The 18,649-nt window shown below is 60.9% G+C and carries 14 protein-coding genes; 3 read left to right on the top strand and 11 right to left on the bottom strand.

Annotated features, from left to right (window positions below; genetic code table 11):
* Positions 1 to 171 precede the first annotated feature (171 nt).
* The 6 genes from ACK4FZ_RS13985 to ACK4FZ_RS13960 all read right to left on the bottom strand — a co-directional run bounded on the left by ACK4FZ_RS13985 (position 172) and on the right by ACK4FZ_RS13960 (position 6,449).
* Complete coding sequence (locus tag ACK4FZ_RS13985) at positions 172 to 2,481, bottom strand: Tex family protein (RefSeq protein WP_409821861.1); 2,310 nt, start codon at positions 2,479 to 2,481, stop codon at positions 172 to 174.
* A 129-nt stretch (positions 2,482 to 2,610) separates the two neighbouring features.
* Entirely contained in the window at positions 2,611 to 2,967 is a 357-nt protein-coding gene (locus ACK4FZ_RS13980; protein WP_144371462.1) for an STAS/SEC14 domain-containing protein, read from the bottom strand.
* Between the two features lie 87 nt (positions 2,968 to 3,054).
* Positions 3,055 to 3,915: a DMT family transporter gene (locus ACK4FZ_RS13975; RefSeq protein WP_409821860.1), complete on the bottom strand. Its 861-nt coding sequence runs from the start codon at positions 3,913 to 3,915 to the stop codon at positions 3,055 to 3,057.
* On the bottom strand, positions 3,885 to 4,739 hold the full coding sequence (locus ACK4FZ_RS13970; RefSeq protein WP_409821858.1) for a DMT family transporter: 855 nt from the start codon (positions 4,737 to 4,739) through the stop codon (positions 3,885 to 3,887). Before ACK4FZ_RS13970 ends, ACK4FZ_RS13975 begins: the two co-directional genes overlap by 31 nt.
* Before the next feature lie 2 nt (positions 4,740 to 4,741).
* Positions 4,742 to 5,167, bottom strand: a complete 426-nt coding sequence (locus ACK4FZ_RS13965; protein WP_409821856.1) for a hypothetical protein — start codon at positions 5,165 to 5,167, stop codon at positions 4,742 to 4,744.
* A gap of 172 nt (positions 5,168 to 5,339) precedes the next feature.
* Positions 5,340 to 6,449 (bottom strand): aromatic ring-hydroxylating oxygenase subunit alpha, encoded by a 1,110-nt coding sequence (locus tag ACK4FZ_RS13960; RefSeq protein ID WP_409821855.1) that lies wholly within the window; start codon positions 6,447 to 6,449, stop codon positions 5,340 to 5,342.
* Positions 6,450 to 6,917: 468 nt separating this feature from the next.
* Here ACK4FZ_RS13960 and ACK4FZ_RS13955 point away from each other — a divergent pair, with 468 nt between their 5' ends.
* The 3 genes from ACK4FZ_RS13955 to ACK4FZ_RS13945 all read left to right on the top strand — a co-directional run bounded on the left by ACK4FZ_RS13955 (position 6,918) and on the right by ACK4FZ_RS13945 (position 11,889).
* A complete protein-coding gene (locus tag ACK4FZ_RS13955) occupies positions 6,918 to 8,108 on the top strand; it encodes an acetate kinase (RefSeq protein WP_409821853.1) in 1,191 nt (396 codons plus the stop codon).
* A 9-nt stretch (positions 8,109 to 8,117) separates the two neighbouring features.
* Complete coding sequence (pta, locus tag ACK4FZ_RS13950) at positions 8,118 to 10,208, top strand: phosphate acetyltransferase (RefSeq protein WP_409821851.1); 2,091 nt, start codon at positions 8,118 to 8,120, stop codon at positions 10,206 to 10,208.
* A gap of 208 nt (positions 10,209 to 10,416) precedes the next feature.
* A complete protein-coding gene (locus ACK4FZ_RS13945) occupies positions 10,417 to 11,889 on the top strand; it encodes a methyl-accepting chemotaxis protein (protein ID WP_409821849.1) in 1,473 nt (490 codons plus the stop codon).
* Between the two features lie 148 nt (positions 11,890 to 12,037).
* On the opposite strand, the gene speA is transcribed toward ACK4FZ_RS13945, so the two are convergent.
* From speA to ACK4FZ_RS13920, 5 genes are all read right to left on the bottom strand, one after another.
* Positions 12,038 to 13,918, bottom strand: coding sequence for an arginine decarboxylase (speA, locus tag ACK4FZ_RS13940; RefSeq protein ID WP_409821847.1), 1,881 nt, complete (start codon positions 13,916 to 13,918; stop codon positions 12,038 to 12,040).
* Between the two features lie 358 nt (positions 13,919 to 14,276).
* The gene (locus ACK4FZ_RS13935; RefSeq protein WP_409821845.1) at positions 14,277 to 15,566 is read right to left on the bottom strand and encodes an NAD(P)/FAD-dependent oxidoreductase; all 1,290 of its coding nucleotides are present in this window, start codon (positions 15,564 to 15,566) and stop codon (positions 14,277 to 14,279) included.
* An 82-nt stretch (positions 15,567 to 15,648) separates the two neighbouring features.
* Complete coding sequence (locus ACK4FZ_RS13930; RefSeq protein ID WP_409821844.1) at positions 15,649 to 16,500, bottom strand: ABC transporter permease subunit; 852 nt, start codon at positions 16,498 to 16,500, stop codon at positions 15,649 to 15,651.
* Positions 16,493 to 17,410 carry an ABC transporter permease subunit gene (locus ACK4FZ_RS13925; RefSeq protein ID WP_409821842.1) on the bottom strand — a complete coding sequence of 306 codons (918 nt, stop codon included), beginning with the start codon at positions 17,408 to 17,410 and terminating at the stop codon, positions 16,493 to 16,495. Before ACK4FZ_RS13925 ends, ACK4FZ_RS13930 begins: the two co-directional genes overlap by 8 nt.
* An 11-nt stretch (positions 17,411 to 17,421) precedes the next feature.
* The gene (locus ACK4FZ_RS13920; RefSeq protein WP_409821840.1) at positions 17,422 to 18,555 is read right to left on the bottom strand and encodes an ABC transporter ATP-binding protein; all 1,134 of its coding nucleotides are present in this window, start codon (positions 18,553 to 18,555) and stop codon (positions 17,422 to 17,424) included.
* Positions 18,556 to 18,649 lie beyond the last annotated feature (94 nt).

Below are 18,649 nucleotides of genomic sequence, written 5' to 3'. Positions count from 1 at the left end.
ATACCCACCACGCTCTGGGCCGTCAACACCTCGCCTGCAAAAAAGTGCAAGTAATTGCTTAAGTAGCTGATTTGCAAAGGTGACGAAAAGCAAAAAGGTTGGCCGCATGCGGCCAACCTTTCCGAACCCGCATAAAGAAGCCCGGCTAACGCCGGGCTTCTTCGGTAAAAACTAGTTTTTTCGCAGCTTGGCAAAGGCCGCCGCCATGGCGCCACCGCCGAGGTCGGCCGGGGCGGACTGGCGACCCGGCGCCCGGCGCTGCTCATTCCCCCTGGCCGGCGCTGCGCTGCTGCGCGCCGCGCCCGGCTCATCGTCCAGACGCATGGTAAGGGCAATGCGCTTACGCGGCACGTCCACCTCCAGCACCTTGACCTTCACCACATCGCCCGCCTTGACCACTTTGCGCGGATCATCGATGAATTTATTGGACAGTGCCGAGATATGCACCAGCCCGTCCTGATGCACACCGATATCGACAAAGGCACCAAAGTTGGCCACGTTGGTGACCACGCCCTCCAGGATCATGCCTGGCTGCAGGTCCTTGATATCCTCCACACCATCCTGGAAAGTGGCGGTTTTAAATTCGGGACGCGGATCGCGGCCGGGCTTATCCAGTTCTTTCAGGATGTCCATCACCGTCGGCAAGCCGAAACGCTCGTCGGTAAAGTCGGCCGGGCGCAGGCCTTTGATGAAGGTGGCGTCGCCCACGATCTGCTTCACCGCCCGACCGGTCTTGGCCACGATCTTTTCCACCACCGGGTAGGCTTCCGGGTGCACCGACGACGCGTCCAGCGGATTGTCACCGTTGCTGATGCGCAGGAAGCCGGCGGCCTGCTCGAAGGTTTTCTCGCCCAGACGGCTAACTTTTAGCAGGTCACGACGGGTGCGGAAGGCGCCATAGGTATCGCGATGCGCCACGATGTTGGCCGCCAGCGTGCTGTTAAGGCCGGAGATGCGGGTCAGCAACGGTACCGACGCCATATTCACATCGACACCAACAGCATTCACACAATCCTCTACGACTGCATCCAGACTGCGTGCCAGCTGGCTTTGGTTGACGTCGTGCTGGTACTGGCCGACACCGATGGATTTCGGGTCGATCTTCACCAGCTCGGCCAACGGGTCTTGCAAGCGGCGGGCAATGGACACCGCACCACGCAGGCTGACGTCGAGGTCGGGGAATTCTTTAGCCGCCAGCTCGGACGCCGAGTACACCGAAGCGCCGGCTTCGCTCACTACGATCTTGGTGAGGCCCAGTTGCGGGTAGGCCTTGATCAGCTCTTGCGCCAGCTTGTCGGTTTCGCGGCTGGCGGTGCCGTTACCGATGGCGATCAGCTCCACTTTATGGCGATGCGCCAATGCAGCCAATGTGGCGATGGAGCGGTCCCAGTCGCGACGCGGCTCGTGCGGGAAGATGGTAGTGGTGTCCAGTAGCTTGCCGGTGTTGTCTACCACCGCCACCTTGACACCGGTACGCAGGCCCGGATCGAGACCCAGGGTGGCACGGGCACCGGCCGGAGCTGCCAACAGCAGGTCTTTCAGGTTGGCCGCAAATACCTTGATGGAGTCGGCGTCGGCGGCTTCTTTCATGCGCGACACCAGCTCCAGCTCCAGCGACAGGAAAATCTTGGCACGCCAGCACAGGCGCACACCGTCCAGCAGCCACTTGTCTGCCGGACGACCGGCGTCGCGAATGCCGAAACGAGCGGCGATCAGGCCTTCATAGTCGGAGCGCTGCGTGATCGGCGTGTCGTCCGGCTGGTATTTTAATGCCAGGGTGAGGATGCCTTCGTTACGGCCGCGTAGCAGCGCCAGCGCACGGTGCGATGGCGTGGTTTTGATAGCTTCGCGATGATTGAAATAGTCGGCAAATTTGGCTCCCTCTTGCTCCTTGCCCGGCACCACGGCACCTGCCAGCTCGCCTTCGTTCCACAGCTTTTCGCGTAACTGGCCCAGCAGCTCGGCGTCTTCGGCAAAGCGCTCGATCAGGATGGCACGAGCACCGTCCAGTGCGGCCTTGCTGTCTTCCACGCCTTTGGCAGCATCGACATAGGCTGCGGCAGCTTGCTCCGGCAGCTGCGTCGGATCGGCCAGCAGACTGTCCGCCAGCGGCTCCAGCCCGGCTTCGCGCGCAATCTGCGCCTTGGTGCGGCGCTTGGGCTTGTACGGCAGGTAGAGGTCTTCCAGCTGGGTCTTGTTGTCACTGGCGTACAGCGCGGCTTCCAGCTGTGGCGTCAGTTTGCCTTGCTCGGCAATGCTTTTGAGGATGGTGTCGCGACGATCGTCCAGCTCTCGCAAGTAAACCAGACGCTCGGCCAGCAGACGCAGCTGGGTGTCGTCCAGGCCGCCGGTGACTTCCTTGCGGTAACGGGCGATGAAAGGCACGGTTGCGCCTTCGTCAATCAGGTCGATGGTGGCAGTGACCTGCGCTTCGCGCACGGCGAGTTCGGCCGCCAGGCGGCTGGCAATACTTTTCAGCATGGGCTTTTGTTGTTGTCGGTAAAACGGAAGCCGCTACTGTAACGGCATAGGCGGGAAAATCAAGATTGCTAGCGATGGCAATATGAAAAAAGGCAGCGTGACGCTGCCTTCGGTGCAGACAGACAAGCTTTACAGCGGCTGCGGCGCCAGCAACCAGGCTTGTGCTTCTTCCACGGTCTCGAAATGCTGGGCACGGGCGTGCGTCAGCAAGCCGGACAGATGGGTGGCCAGGCTTACCCATACATCGTCGGCCACGATGGCAAAGCGGCCAAAGTCGTTCTCGTGGGCGCGCATGAAGCGGACTTCTTCCAGCGCCATGTCGAGGGTGAAATCTTTCATGCCGGACAGATCCAGCAATACATCGGGGCGCCCCTGCTCTGCAGCACGCTTCAGCAGCGCGGCTTCCAGCAGCTTGAAATCCGCCAGGGTGAACTCGTTAAACAGGGCGACGTCCAGCCCGTAATCCTGCTCGCGAATGGAAATCATGCTGTTGCTCCTTGCTATGCGGCATCTTGCCCCCTTGCGCCAGCCCATGCGGGCGCGGCTCCATGCCTGTTGGTTTACGCTTTCATTCTAGCGCCGGCTGGCCAGAATACCGCTGAGAATGATCAAACCTGTGGCAGCCAGCTCTTGCCAGCCCAGCCAATGCTGCCATAGCAGCGCACCGAACAGCGCCGAGAACGCCACCGTCAGGTAAGACAGGTTGGCCACCAGCATTTTGCGGCCAACCTTGTAAGCGCGCGTCATCGCCAGTTGCGCCACCATGGCGCTGACGCCTAAGCCCAGCACCCACGGCAGGTTGGCCGCGGTGAGCGGGTGCCAGGTCTGGAACAGCATCAGCAGCAGGCCACCCAGCGTGGAAATGAAGGCAAAGAAGAAGACGGTGCGCCATTCCGGCTCGCCGGCTTGCCCCAGCTCGCGCACATGCAGGTAGGACCAGCCGGCCAGCAAACCGGACAACAAGCCGGTTACGCCAGACAGCACGCCCAGGCCGGCCAGCGTCGGTTTCAGCAGCAAGGCCACACCGGCAAAACCCAGCACGATGGCCAACCAGGCGCTGCGCGGCAAACGTTCGCGTAGCAGCAGCACCGACAACAGCGCCAGAAACAGCGGCGAGGTATAGTTGAGCGTCACCGCCGTGGCCAACGGCAGATGGCTGATGGCGTAGAAGTAGCACAGCAGCGAGACATAACCCAGCAGCCCGCGTTTGATATGCTGCCCCAGCAAGGGGGTGGCAAAACGCTGGCGCCGCAGCAGGGCCGCCGCCCCCAGCACCAGCACCGCAAAGGCGGTACGCCAGAACACCAGCTCCACGGTGCCCAGCGTGGCCGAAGCCAGTTTGACGAACACGCCCATCAAGCCAAAGCTGGCTGCCGCCAGCACCATCCACCACGCACCGCCCACTACGAACCCTTCGCGGCCAACATGCCGCACGCAATAATCATCGCCATGCCCAACAAGGCGGTGAGCGACAGCAACTGGCCGCCAAACACTACGCCCAGCAGGGCAGAAAACACTACGGTGAGATAAGCTAGACTGGACACCACGAACTTGCGCCCTTCCTTGTAGGCGCGCGTCATGGCCAACTGGCCCAGCAAACCCAACAGCCCCATCGCCAACAGCAGACCCAGATCACTCACCGCCAGCGGCGTAAAACCACCCTGCAACAACACCCAGACCAGGCCACACACCGTAGACAGACAATACAGCCAGAACACCGTCACCCCGGGGCGTTCGCCCAACTCGCCCAGCTCACGCACATGAAACAAGGCAAGCCCTGCCCCCACGCCTGACAACAAACCGGCCAGCCCGGCCAGCCACTGTCCCTGATCGAAGGTTGGCCGCAGAATCAGCACAATGCCGACAAAACCCAGCAGCAGCGCCATCTTGACCAAATGGCCAAGACGATCACCACGCAGCAGCACGCAACAGACGGCAAACGACAGCGAGGAGGTGTAATTGAGGGTAACGGCGGTAGCCAGTGGCAGGTGAGCCAGTGCATAGAACAGCAGGGCCATCGACACATAACCAGCCAGGCTACGCTTGAGGTGACCGGACCAGTGCACGGTTGCCACCCGCTCGCGCCCCAGCAGCACCGGCGGCAACAGCACCAACAGGCCGATAAAGGTGCGATAGAACAGGATTTCTACCGCCCCCAGTTGCTGGCTACTCCTGGCCACCAGCAAGCTCATGGCGGCAAAACTGGCGGCTGCCAGAATCATCCACGCCGAGCCCAGACGCGCGAACCAGGGTGCCATACTCAGCTCTTGGCAGCTGGCGGACGCACCACCATGCCCAGGCACAGATCGGCAAAGGCACGGCGGTAGCGATGGTACTCCGAGGCGTTGGCCACACACTCCGCGACCACCGCTTGCTTGCCATCCTGCTGAATGACCTTAAGGTGCTGCCGCAGTATCCACAAGCCATTCTGCACATAGGCGCCTTCGCGATACTCCAACACCAGCCTGCCCGCCTTGCGATCCAGGCGGGTACTGATAGCCGCCTCGCGCACCCCCTGTGCCTTGCGATAACGGTTAGCCAGCCGCTCCAGCGCCGTGCCACCACCGCGCAAGCGTTCGCGCCACACGCGTACGGCCACGCCGCTGCGTTCGCGGTCTTCCATTTTCGGCGGCAGCACCCGCACCCCCCCTTCCGTGGCGGCGCGCACCTTCCAACCATCGGGCAACGCTAATGCCACCCCAAGGCCGGCGTGGCGATAGGGGGCCGCATGGACCAGCAGGGGCAAGCACAGCAAGACAGCCAACAACCGGGAATGACGACGAACTTGCATAGGGCGTATGGGCAAGAAAAAAGCGCGGATATCCGCGCCTTTGCATTGTGCCGCACAAGCCGGCGTCTTAGCCAGCCAGATTTGCCCCCATCAGGCGGCGGTAGTACTCGTGGAAATGCTGCATGCCGTCTTCGGTAGGCGACTGGTACGGGCCAACCTCGCTCTCGCCGCGCAACCACAGCGCCTTGCGGCCCTCGTGCATGCGCTGACAGATCTCGTCGTCCTCGACCGCGGTTTCGAAGTAGGCGGCTTGCTCGGCCTCGATGAAATCGGGCTCGAACCAGATAATGTCTTCCGGGTAGTAGAACTCGGTCGTTACCGTGCACTTCTCCGGGCCGCGCGGGATCACCACGCTCACCACCAGCACGTGCGGGTACCACTCCACCATGATGTTGGGGTAGTACGTCAGCCAGATGGCACCGAATTCCGGCTGCTGGTCGGCGTAACGCTTCAGCACCTCTTCGTGCCACTTGCCGTACACCTTGCTGCCGGAGCGGGCCAGCTGGTTCTTCACGCCCACCGTCTGCACGTGGTAGTGGTCGCCCCACTCCCACTTCAGGTCGGCGCAATTGACGAAGTTACCCAGTCCCGGATGAAACGGGTCGACGTGATAATCCTCGGAGTACACCTCGATGAAGGTTTTCCAGTTGAAGTTGTACTCGGTGGTAAACGACTTGTGATAGGCAAAGCCTTCAAACGTCATGTGCTTGGCAACACCCAGTTTTTCCAGGTCGCGCTGCACCTGGCGCTTGGCGTCGAACAGCAGGCCGTTCCAGCGGGTGAGCTCGGTCTGGTTCAGGTTCAGGCACGGGGTTTCCGGGAAATGCGGGGCACCCACCAGCTTGCCTTCCGCGTCGTAGGTCCAACCGTGCAGATTGCACACGATATGGTTACCGTTACCACGCCCTTGGTAAATCAGCGCCTGGCGGTGACGGCATACGTTGGAGATGAGCTTGATGTCGCCATTGACATGCTTGAGCATCTTGCCGTGGCCCATCCAGTCCAGCGTGTGATAGTCGCCCTCGTTGGGCACCATCAGTTCGTGGCCGTAGTACTGCGGGGCATCGGCAAACAGGATTTTTTGCTCCAGCTCGTAAAAAGCCGGGTCAAAGTAGGTAAAAACGGGCAACTGCGCTGCAGAAGCCTTAAGCAGCTGGGACGAAGCCAGATCAGACATTATTCCCACACCTCCGTGGAAGAAGATATAAGACCAGCCGAATCTCGCTCTTAACGAGTTTACGGAGAGCTATTAAAAAACACTTGCAGAACAGGGGCTTTGCACACCACCCCGAAACGTTCAGGGGCGGGATTGTGGGCTAAATCCCCCCCCGGGGCAAGCACTTTTTTGTGCGTGCTTTTGTGTCAAGTCAAGGCGTAGGTGCTAAAAAATCTGACAAATGCGGGTTCTGCAAAGTTTCATGCAGAAAGTCTTTTTCTTTCATGATGTTGTCAGACAAAACGCTGACAATGAGCCATTAGCAAAAATCAGGCTCAACCCCTATGGTGCAATGCATCACAAAGGGCGATAATGCGCCCCTTGCGCGTGACGGCAGAAAGCCGGCAACCCTGAAAGCGCACGCTATAAAAAGAATACGCAACATCAGCACAGACTCATCCATGATGTCTTACTGCTAACGGATAACACATGATTACCCACACTCTCGTCATCAACTGCGGCAGCTCCTCGCTGAAATTTGCCCTGATCAACACCCAGAACCAGGCTACTACCCTCACCGGCCTGGCAGAAAAACTGGGCCTGGCCGACGCTTGCATCACCTTCAAGCAGGATGGCCAGAAGGTAGAGCTGTCGCTGGCGCAAGGCGACCACGCCGGCGCCATGAAGGCCATTCTGGCCTACCTGGACGAGCGCGCCCTGACCGACACCGTCACTGCCATCGGTCACCGCGTGGTACACGGCGGCGAGAACTTCCATGCCTCCACCCTGATTGACGACCAGGTGATTGCGGCCATCGAAGACTGCGCCCGCCTGGCGCCGCTGCACAACCCGGCCAACCTGCTGGGCATCCGCACCGCCCAAGCCTGCTTCCCGGGCCTGCCGCAGGTAGCCGTATTCGACACTGCCTTCCACCAGACCATGCCGCAACACGCCTATCTGTACGCCGTACCGATGGCACTGTACCGCGAGCACGGCGTACGCCGTTACGGCTTCCACGGCACCAGCCACCGCTTTGTGGCCGCCGAGGCCGCGCAGATGGCCGGCATCAGCCTGGACAACAGTGCCATCGTCAGCGCCCACCTGGGTAACGGCGCCTCGGTTGCCGCCATCCTGAACGGCCAGTCTGTCGACACCAGCATGGGGCTGACCCCGCTGGAAGGCCTGGTAATGGGCACCCGCTCCGGCGATATCGACCCCGGCCTGTTCGGCTACTTGGCCAGCGCGCTGAACACCGACGTAGACGGTGTGACCGCACTGCTGAACAAGCAATCCGGCCTGCTGGGTCTGTCCGAGCTGTCCAGCGACTGCCGCGAACTGGAAGAAGCCGCGGCCAACGGTCACCCTGGCGCCATTATTGCTATGGAAGTGTTCTGCTACCGCCTGGCCAAACAGATCGCCGCCATGGTGGTGGCACTGGGCCGTATCGACATACTGCTGTTTACCGGCGGCATCGGCGAAAACTCGCCGTTCGTGCGTGCCAACGTGCTGAACAAGCTGGCTTTCCTGGGCTTCCAGCTGGATGACGCCGCCAACGAAGCCGCTTTCCGTGGCAAAGCAGGCCGCATCAGCCGCGCCGACAGCAAAGCCGCCGTCGTGGTCAACACCAACGAAGAGCTGATGATCGCACTGGATACCGCTGCACTGACCCAGGGCAACTAAGGAGCCACCATGCACACTTTTCTGATTGCCCCGACCGGTTTTGATGCCGGTCTGACCTCGGTGTCGCTGGGCCTGGTGCGTGCGCTGGAGCAGGATGGCCTGAAGGTCGGCTTCGTCAAGCCGATCGCCCAGGGCCTGGACCCGAACGAGCCGGAACGCTCCAGCCACTTCGCGCGCGAGCTGTGCCACCTCCACGTGCCGGAACCGCTGCCGATGGAGCGTGCCGAGCACCTGCTGAGCCAGGGCCAGCTCGACCAGCTGATGGAAGAGGTGGTCAGCCTGTACCAGCAGGCGGCACAAGGCGTGGACGTGGTGATCGTGGAAGGCCTGGTACAAGACCAGCAACACGTGTTCACCACCTACATCAACAGCAAGCTGGCCAGTACCCTGCAGTCTGACGTGATTCTGGTGGGTGCGGCCAACACCCAGCCCAGCCACGAACTGGCAGAGAAACTGGAGATCGCCATCCAGGCCTTTGGCAGCCGCAGCAATGCCGTGGCCGGTTATATCCTGAACCGCATCGACACCGAACAGGACGTCAAGCGCCTGGCCGGCGAGATCGCTGAATCCAGCCAGCTGATCCAGAAGCGCCGCATTCCGTGCCTGGGCGGCATTCCGCTGGAGCCAGACCTGATGGCGCCGCGCACGCTGGACGTGGCCAACTACCTGAAAGCCAAGCTGCTGCACGCCGGCCAGCTGACGCGTCGCCGCGTGCGCAGCATTTCGGTAATGGCGCGCAGCGTGCCGCACATCGTGCACCTGCTGAAACCGGGTGCACTGGTGATTACCCCGGGCGACCGCGAAGACATCATCCTGGCTACTGCCATGGCCACACTGAACGGCGTACCGCTGGCCGGCCTGCTGCTCACGTGCGACGCCGAGCCAGACGAGCGCATCCAGCAGCTGTGCCACAAGGCGTTCACCAGTGGCCTGCCGGTACTGTCCATCGAAACCAATACGCTGGACACCACCACGCTGATCGCTGCCATGAACCGCCAGGTACCGGCAGACGATCTGGAACGCATGGAGCGCGTAGTGGCTTTCGTGGCCGAGCGCGTACAAACCGGCCAGCTGCGCCAGCGCATTGGCCAGACCAGCGAAAAACGCCTGTCGCCGCCGGCCTTCCGCTTCCAGCTGATGGAAAAAGCGCGTCACGCCGCCAAGCGCATCGTACTGCCGGAAGGCAACGAGCCGCGCACGGTCAAGGCTGCCGCCATCTGCCACGAGAAAGGCATTGCCCATTGCGTGCTGATCGGCGAACGCGCCGAGATCCTGCAGGTAGCCGAAGCCCAGGGCGTGGTACTGCCCGATAGCGTGGAAATCGTCGACCCGAACGAAGTGCGCGCCCGCTACGTGCCGCCGATGGTCGAGCTGCGCAAGAACAAGGGGCTGAACGCGCCGATGGCCGAACAGCAACTGGAAGACAACGTGGTACTGGGCACCATGATGCTGGCACTGGACGAAGTGGACGGCCTGGTTTCCGGCGCCGTGCACACCACCGCCAACACCATCCGCCCTGCGCTTCAGCTGATCAAGACCGCACCGGACGCCAAACTGGTGTCCAGCGTGTTCTTCATGCTGATGCCGGACCAGGTACTGGTGTATGGTGACTGCGCCGTCAACCCGGACCCGAGCGCCGAAGAGCTAGCCGACATTGCCATCCAGTCCGCCGATTCGGCAGCGGCGTTCGGCATTCCGCCGCGCGTGGCGATGATCTCCTACTCCACTGGCAGCTCTGGCAGTGGCGACGACGTGGAAAAAGTGCGCGAAGCCACGCGCATTGCCCGCGAAAAACGCCCCGGCCTGCTGATCGACGGCCCGATGCAGTACGACGCCGCCAGCGTGGAATCGGTTGGCCGCCAGAAAGCGCCGGACAGCCCGGTAGCGGGCCGCGCCAATGTGTTCGTGTTCCCCGACCTGAACACCGGCAACACCACCTATAAGGCGGTGCAACGTTCCGCCAATGTGGTGTCGGTCGGCCCGATGCTGCAAGGTTTGCGTAAGCCGGTAAACGATTTATCGCGTGGCGCTTTGGTCGACGACATCGTTTACACCATCGCCCTGACCGCCATCCAGGCCGAACAGCTGCACCAACGCTAACGCTAGACCAACGCCATACCGCCCGCACCGGCCCTGCCGCTGCGGGCTTTTTTGTTTCCGACAGCATAAATTATGTCGATAGATTGCATTGAACAAGCCAACGCTTGTTCAATTAAAAATACTGCTCTAGCATTGCTACGAAAGTCTTGAAAAATAACTATATTTTTTAAAGTTGGCGCAGCCCAACACAACACAACGAGGATGCAACATGTCGCTTTACACCTTGACCGAGTGGTTCATACCCGAACCAGTACGACAGATACCGGACAACCTGATCCGCGCCCGTACCGTGGTCAGCGTCGGGCTGTTGGCCGGCACCATCTCGCCACTGTTTGCCATTTCCTACTACAAACTACAGCACGATGCGATGGCACACGGCATCGTGCTGGGCGGTGTTCTGATGCTACTGGGGCCACTATTACTCAAGCTTAGTGGCGCACTGCGCACCGTGGCGCAATACACCATCCTGACGATGTTCGCGATGGTCACCTGGATGGTCTACGTTAACGGCGGCATCATGTCCACCAGCGTGATGTGGTTTGCCTGCATTCCATTTGCCGCCATCTTTGTCGGCGGCCGTACTGCAGGCATTGTGTGGACACTGTTTACCTTTGCCATGATTGGCCTGATGCTGGGCTTGTCCGCCGCCGGCGATATACCGCCCACTCCCATCCCGCTCGAAGAGCTGCCCAAGCTGCAGGCCAAGTCGCTGATAGGCTTGTCGCTGGTGGTACTGACGCTGGCACTGGCTTACGACCGCGCTAAAACACGTACCTTCGAAAAACTGGAAGCGGCCCGTGAAGAAGCCGAACGGGCTACCGCTGCCATGAAGCAGATGATGGAGCAGGTTACCCGCTCGCTGCACGCTGCTAGCACCGAAAGCCGCGAAATCACTGGCAGCACCCACATGATTGCCCGCACCATGAGCGAGCAGCGCAAGCGCGCCGAGCAAATGGTCGGTGCAGCGCAGGAGATGGCGGCCGTTACCTCGCACAATGCCAGCCAGTCGCAAAGCGCCACCAGCATGGCAAGCCACGCCGGCGAGGCGGCCAACGGTGGTGGTCTGGCGATGGACAAAGCCGTCAGCCAGCTGAACCAGGCTGGTGAGGTGATCGCCCGCGCCGCCGAGCGTATGGAAGACCTGGGACAACGCAGCGCCGAGGTCAGCGGCATCGTACAGTTGATTCGTGACATCGCCGACCAGACCAACCTGCTGGCGCTGAACGCCGCCATCGAAGCAGCGCGCGCCGGCGAAATGGGCCGCGGCTTCGCCGTCGTGGCCGACGAGGTGCGCAAGCTGGCCGAGCGTACGCAACAAGCCACGCTGGACATCGAATCGAAGATCCGTCTGATCGTCGATGGCACCAACCAGGCGATCGACGCCATCCGCGACGGTAATGCACAAATGCGTAGTGGCCGCGAAAACACCGTTGACGCCCAGCAGCGCCTGGCCGGCATCATTCAGGATACGCACCGCCTCAACCAATTGTTACGCGAGGTATCGAAGGCCGAAGAGTCGCAAAATCAAGGCTTTGCCGCTTTCACCAGCAATATCACGGCCGTAGGCGAGGCCACCCGTACGCTGAGTGGCGAAGTGGAAACCATTGCCCAGGCCACCGAACGGCTGGATACCCTGATGGCCGAGCTGGGGGAAAGCGTGCGCCTGTTCAAGCAGGCTTGAGCCGGCACACGCCCCTCCCCTACCAGCCACGCTGCACGCAGCGTGGCTTTTTGTTTGTGGCGCTTGCAGGAAAAAAATCACCCCCGGCGGCAAAACCGCAGGGGGTGACGATACCGGCGTTGGCCGCACGCGGCCAACCCTGTGCGTGTTACACGCTGAGGTAGGAGGACTGCTTCAGGCCGCGGCAGAACTCGGCGAAGTAGCTGGAGCGCTCTTCTTGCGTCAGGCCGGCCACGCGCGCCTTGGCTTCGTAGCGGTTCAGGATTTCCTCAGGCGACAGGTGCACATAGCGCAGCATGTCTTCGATGGTGTCGTGCTCTTCCACACCTTCGAAGCTGACTTTGCCGCCATCACGCACGTACACGTTCACCGAGTCGGTATCGCCGAACAGGTTGTGCATGTCGCCCAGAATCTCCTGATACGCGCCTACCATGAAGACGGCGATCAGGTACTCCTCGCCGGCTTTCACTTCGTGCACCGGCATGCTGTTTTCGATGCTCTGCTGGTCGACGTACTGCTTCACTTTACCGTCAGAGTCGCAGGTCAGATCCTGCAGTACGGCACGGCGGGTCGGCTGCTCGTCCAGGCGGTGAATCGGCATGATCGGCAACACCTGGTCGATGGCCCAGGTATCCGGCAGGCTCTGGAACACCGAGAAATTGCAGAAGTACTTGTCGGCCAACTTGTCGGTCAGCTCGTCGTATACCTGGCGCTGGCTGCGCTGGCTGGCGGTCAGCTGCGCTTGCAGACGACGGCACAGCGCGGCGTGCACTTGCTCGGCCACAGCTTTTTCTTTCAGCGTCAGGCGGCCTTCGGCATACATGTCGGACGCCTCGGACACCAGATGACTGGCGCGGTAGTAGGTTTCGGTCACCATTTCCGCATCGGTCAGGTTCATCAGCTCCACCAGCTTGCGTACCGGGCGAGACATGGCCGACAGGTCGTCGATGGCGGGCATGGTGTCCGGCAAGCGCTCCACGTCGGTGACGTTGACCAGCAGCACGGCGTGGTGCGCGGTCATGGCGCGGCCGGATTCGGACAGGATGCGCGGGTGCGGAATGGCATTCTCGTCGCAGAACTCCGACAGCATGGACACGATCACGCTGGCGTACTCGTCCATGTCGTAGTTGATGGAGCTGGCGTTACGCGAGTGGGTGCCGTCGTAGTCCACACCCAGGCCACCGCCCACGTCCACATGGTCCACCGGCAGGCCCAGCGCGCGCAGCTCGCCAAAGTAACGGATGGCTTCACGGAAACCGGCGCGGTAGTCGGCGATATTGGCGATCTGCGAACCCATGTGGAAGTGCATCAAGCGTACGTTGTCGCCGTGGCCGGCGGCTACCAGCTTGTCTACCGCAGAAATCAGCTGCGCGGCGGACAGACCGAACTTGCCCTTCTCGCCACCGGTATCGGCCCACTTGCTGGAGGCCAGCGACGACAGGCGTACGCGCAGGCCCAGGTTGGCCTTCACGCCCAGCTTGGCGCTTTCCTGGATCAGCAGGTCGACTTCAGATTCTTTTTCGATCACCACGAACACTTCGTGACCCAGACGCTGGCCCATCAGCGCCAGGCGGATGAAATCGCGGTCTTTGTAGCCATTGCAAACGATGGTGCAGCCCTTGGGCGCCAGCGCCAGCACAGCCATCAGCTCCGGCTTGGAGCCGGCTTCCAGGCCAATAGATACGTCCTGGGTGGCGATAATGCTCTTCACCACCGCTTCTTGCTGGTTCACCTTGATCGGGTAGATGGCGGTGTAACGGTTGCCGTAGTTTTGGCTGGCAATCGCATTGTCGAAAGCGTGGCACAGGCGGGTGACACGGTCTTGCAGGATGTCGGGGAAACGCACCAGCAGCGGCATGTCCAGACCACGATCACCCAGCGTGTGCGCCAGTTCGAACAGGTCGATTTCGCGTTGCTGATGTACGTTCGGGCGTACTTTTACGCAGCCATTTTCGCCGACATTGAAATAGCCAGCGCCCCAGTGCCGTATGCCATACAGGCTACGGCTATCCGCCACAGTCCAAGCCATGAAAGGATTTCCCTAGTTATGCAATAAATGGAAACTGCTCCTTAGTGCGCGGCTTTCGGGCTGGAAAGCTTCATGTGGGCCTGGGATGTCGGAGCGCGCAGAGTGCGGCAGGCGCCGCAAAAACGAGCGCGGATTTTAGCAACATCACGCTGCTTGACAAGCAGTATTTTTACCCGTCCATTTTAATTAACACCCCAGCCCAAGCCGCCACTTGCTGCAAGGCAGCATAGCGCGTTCATATGACTGTTTTGTCTCTATCCAGCGCCAGCTAAAAGGTTGGCCGCAGGCCTGCCAACGTCCATGATTTTGAACACCCGCCGGGCACAGCTGGCCCAAGGGCCAGCCACGTCGCGGCCAACTACAGGAAGTCGCGCAACCGGTACCAGGCCATGCCCAGCACCAGCGCCGGGGTACGCAGCAAGGCACCGCCGGGGAAAGGCTGGTGCTGCAGCCGCTCGAACAGCGCCAGCCTGCTATCGTCGCCGGCAATCGCTTCGGCAATCACTTTGCCTGCCAGGCCGGTGATGGCCACGCCGTGGCCAGAGAAACCCTGGGCGTAATAGATATTGGGTGCCAGGCGGCCGAAGTCTGGCGCCCGGTTCAGCGTGATGTCGCAGAAGCCGCCCCAAGCGTAATCGACGCGCACGTCGTGTAATTGCGGAAACACGCGCAGCATGTCGGCACGCATGGCCTGCGCCAGCTGCCGTGGCTCGCGGCCGGAGTAACTGACCTTGCCGCCAAACAGCAGGCGATGGTCGGCCGACAGCCGGTAGTAGTCGAGTACAAAATTGGTATCGCACACCGCCATGCCGTTGCCGATCAGGCTGCGGGCGCGCGCCTCGCCCAGCGGCTCGGTGGCAATCACGTAAGTGCCCACTGGCATGATGCGCCGATTCAACGCCGGTGCCAGTTTGCCCAGATAGGCATTGCCGGCCAGCACCAGCTGCCGGCAACGCACCTTACCGCCCTCGCACTGCACCAGCGGCGCCTCGCCGCTACGGAACGCCAGCGCCGGCGTGTCTTCGTAGATGGCCACCCCGGCGTCACGCGCCGCCTGCGCCAGCCCCAGCAGGTAGTTAAGCGGGTGCAGATGGCCGGACAGCGGGTCGTACAACCCGCCCTGATAACGCGCCGAGCCCAGCACCGCGGCCAACTGTTCACGCTCCCACAGCTGGCAGTACGGGTACTGGTAGCGATCGGCCAATTCCTGCTGCCACTCGCGCAAGCCGGCTAGGTGCGCCGGCTTCACCGCCACATTGCAAAAGCCGCGCGTCCAGTCACAGGCAATACCATGCTGCGTCACGCGTTGCTCAATAATGTCGATGGCCTCTACCGACATCTGCCACAACTGGCGTGCACCCTGCTCGCCCAGCTGCTGGCGGAAGGTATCCATTTCGGCAGCGTAGCCGGCAATCACCTGGCCACCATTGCGCCCCGAGGCACCAAAGCCGATCTGCGCACCCTCCAGCAAGATAACGCGCAAGCCCTGCTCGGCCAGGTTCAGCGCGGCGGACACGCCACTGAGCCCGCCGCCGATTACACACACATCGCAGTCGACATCGCCTTGCAGTGCGGGGCCCGGCTGCCAAAACCGCGCCGTGGCGGCGTAGTACGACGGCGCATGGGATTGATGGGCAAAGGTCAGCATGATTTCCTCGCAGATCATCCTTCGACAGACATGAAAAACGGCGAAGCCTTTACAGGCTACGCCGTGACGGGCACTACCCCTATCAGCTGGTAGCGCCGCTTTCGCGCATGGCAGCGGCAATCGCCTTTTCACGGTTACGCTGCGCATTCAGCATCAGGTAGTTGGCCACTAATACCACAACCCCGACTACCAGCACGGTAATACTGGCCAGCGCGTTGATCTCCGGGTTCAGCCCCAGACGCACCTTGGAGAAGATCACCTGCGGCAAGGTAGTCGAACCCGGACCCGACAGGAAGGCAGTGGTCACCAGATCGTCCAGCGACAGCGTCATCGACAGCAGGAAGCCAGAAGCAATGGCCTGCGATACCAGCGGCAGCGTGATCACAAAGAAGATCTTTAGCGGACGCGCCCCCAAATCCATGGCAGCGTCTTCCAGGCTCTTGTCGATCTCCAGCAAGCGCGAACGCACCACCACCGCCACGTAGGCCATGCACAGCGTGGTATGGCCTACCCAGATAGTGAAGAAACCACGCTCGCTAGGCACACCGATTACCTGTTGCAGCGAGATGAACAGCAACAGCATGGACAAGCCGGTAATCACCTCCGGCATCACCATCGGCGCCGTCATCATGCCGGCAAACAGCGTACTGCCTTTAAAACGCTTGAAGCGTGCCAAGACAAAACCAGCGATGGTACCCAGTACTACGGCAGCGGTGGCGCTGGCCAGCGCAATCTGGATGGACAGCTTCACCGCCGACATGATCTGCTCGTTGTTGAACAGCGAGACATACCATTTGGTGGAGAACCCGCCCCAAACCGTTACCAGCTTGGATTCGTTGAACGAGTACACGATCAGGCTCACGATGGGGATGTACAGGAACAGAAAGCCCACCACCAGCACGCCCTTGAGGAATGGCGACAGTTTGTTATGCATTGCCTTTGCCCTCCAGCTCGCGCGTCTCGTAACGGTGCAGCAGCGCAATCGGTACGATCAGCATCAGCACCATGATGATGGCCACCGCCGACGCCATCGGCCAGTTGTTGTTATCGAAGAACTCGTTCCACAGCACCTTGCCGATCATCAACGTGTCAGTACCACCCACCAGCTCGGGGATCACGAACTCGCCCACCGCCGGGATGAATACCATCATCGAACCCGCAATGATGCCGTTTTTGGACAGCGGCAGCGTGATGGTCAGGAATGCCTTGATCGGGCCGGCCCCCAGGTCGGCGGCTGCCTCCAGCAAGCGCATGTCCATTTTCACCAGGTGCGAGAACAGCGGCAGGATCATGAACGGCAGGTAGGCATAAACCATCACCAAGTACAGCGAGAAGTCGTTGTGGAACAGGTGCAAGGGCTCGCTGATCAGCCCAATTGACATCAGAAAGCTGTTAATGAGCCCGGTTTCATTCAGCAGACCCATCCAGGCGTACACCCGCAACAGGAAGGAGGTCCAGAACGGCAGCATCACCATCATCAGCAACACGTTGCGGCGTGCCGGGTCGGCACGCGCGATGGCATAGGCGATGGGGTAACCGATCAGCAAGCACATGACGGTGGTAAAGAACGCCACCTTTAGCGACGAGAGATAAGTCGCCGCATAGAGACCATCCGTAAAAATGAAATGGAAGTTGCCAAAGTACAGGCTGAGGCTGCGCAGCACACCATCTTCCACTTGCAACAGGCTGGTAAATGGCGGAATCGCCAGGTCCTGCTCGGCAAAACTGATCTTCAGTACGATGAAGAACGGCACCAGGAAGAACAGCAGCAACCAGAAGTAAGGAATGGCGATAACCGCCCCTTTGCCTGGCGTGAGCCGGCGAATCAATCTTGCGAGATTCATCACGCGTCTCCTTAACGGGTCAGCACAACCGGCATGTCGGGGCGCCAGCCCACGTACACCGTATCACCCCAAGTCGGCGGGGTAATGCCGTTTTCGTGCCAGTGGTTGGCCGCCACCATCGATTTGACGATCTTGCCGCTACCCAGCTTGACGTGATAGATGGAAAAACTGCCCAGATAAGCGATGTCATGCACTACGCCACGGGCCACGTTAGGGCCTGCCGGCTGCGGGGCAACGTTGAGGTGGACGTCTTCCGGACGGATGCTGGCCCAAACCTGCATGCCTTTGGGGCCGGTGATGCCGTGATCGATATGGATGCGCCCGCCCAATTCGGCTGACTCGATCTCTACGCTGTCCGGCTCATCCACCACCACCGGGCCTTCGAACATATTGGTCTCGCCGATGAACTCGGCGGTGAAACGACAGTTCGGGTAATCGTAGATTTCGGCCGGGCTGCCGATCTGCAGCAACTGGCCTTCGCTCATGATGCCGATGCGGGTAGCCATGGTCATGGCCTCCTCCTGGTCGTGGGTCACCATGATGCAGGTAACGCCAACCTGTTCGAGCGTGTTGACCAGTTCCAACTGGGTTTGCTGACGCAGTTTTTTGTCCAGCGCACCTAGCGGCTCATCCAGCAACAACAGTTTGGGGCGCTTGGCCAGGCTGCGTGCCAGCGCCACGCGTTGCTGCTGGCCACCCGAAAGCTGATAGGGTTTACGGGTGGCGTACTTGCGCATTTGCACCAGGTCCAGCATTTCGGCCACACGGGCGTCGATCTCGCCCTTGGGCATCTTGTCTTGCTTCAGGCCAAAGGCAATGTTGTCGGCCACACTCATGTGGGGAAACAGCGCGTAGCTCTGGAACATCATGTTGATCGGGCGATCGTAAGGCGCCAGGGGGGTAATATCTTCGCCGTCCAGAATGATCTTGCCCGAGGTGGGTCGCTCCATGCCGGCCAGCATGCGCAGCAAGGTGGACTTGCCGCAGCCCGAGCTGCCCAGCAGGGCAAAGATTTCGTTCTTGCGGATCTCCAGATCCACCCCATCCACCGCTGTGGTATCACCGAACTTCTTCACCACGTTGGCAATACGCAGGTACGGCGTGTCCTTTGCGGACGCTGCAGTCTGTTTGACAGTTTCCACCATGATTTTTCCTCATGAGGGTGTGAATCACCCCCTGTAATGTTCACTTCTGCCTTCTGGCGGCCAACCCCTACCCTACCTTGCTCTTAAGCCCGCT

Source organism: Vogesella sp., from assembly GCF_046297735.1.
Lineage (GTDB): Bacteria > Pseudomonadota > Gammaproteobacteria > Burkholderiales > Chromobacteriaceae > Vogesella > Vogesella urethralis.
Note: the sequence above shows the minus strand (reverse complement) of the source record. Positions and strands in the feature narration are given on the sequence as shown.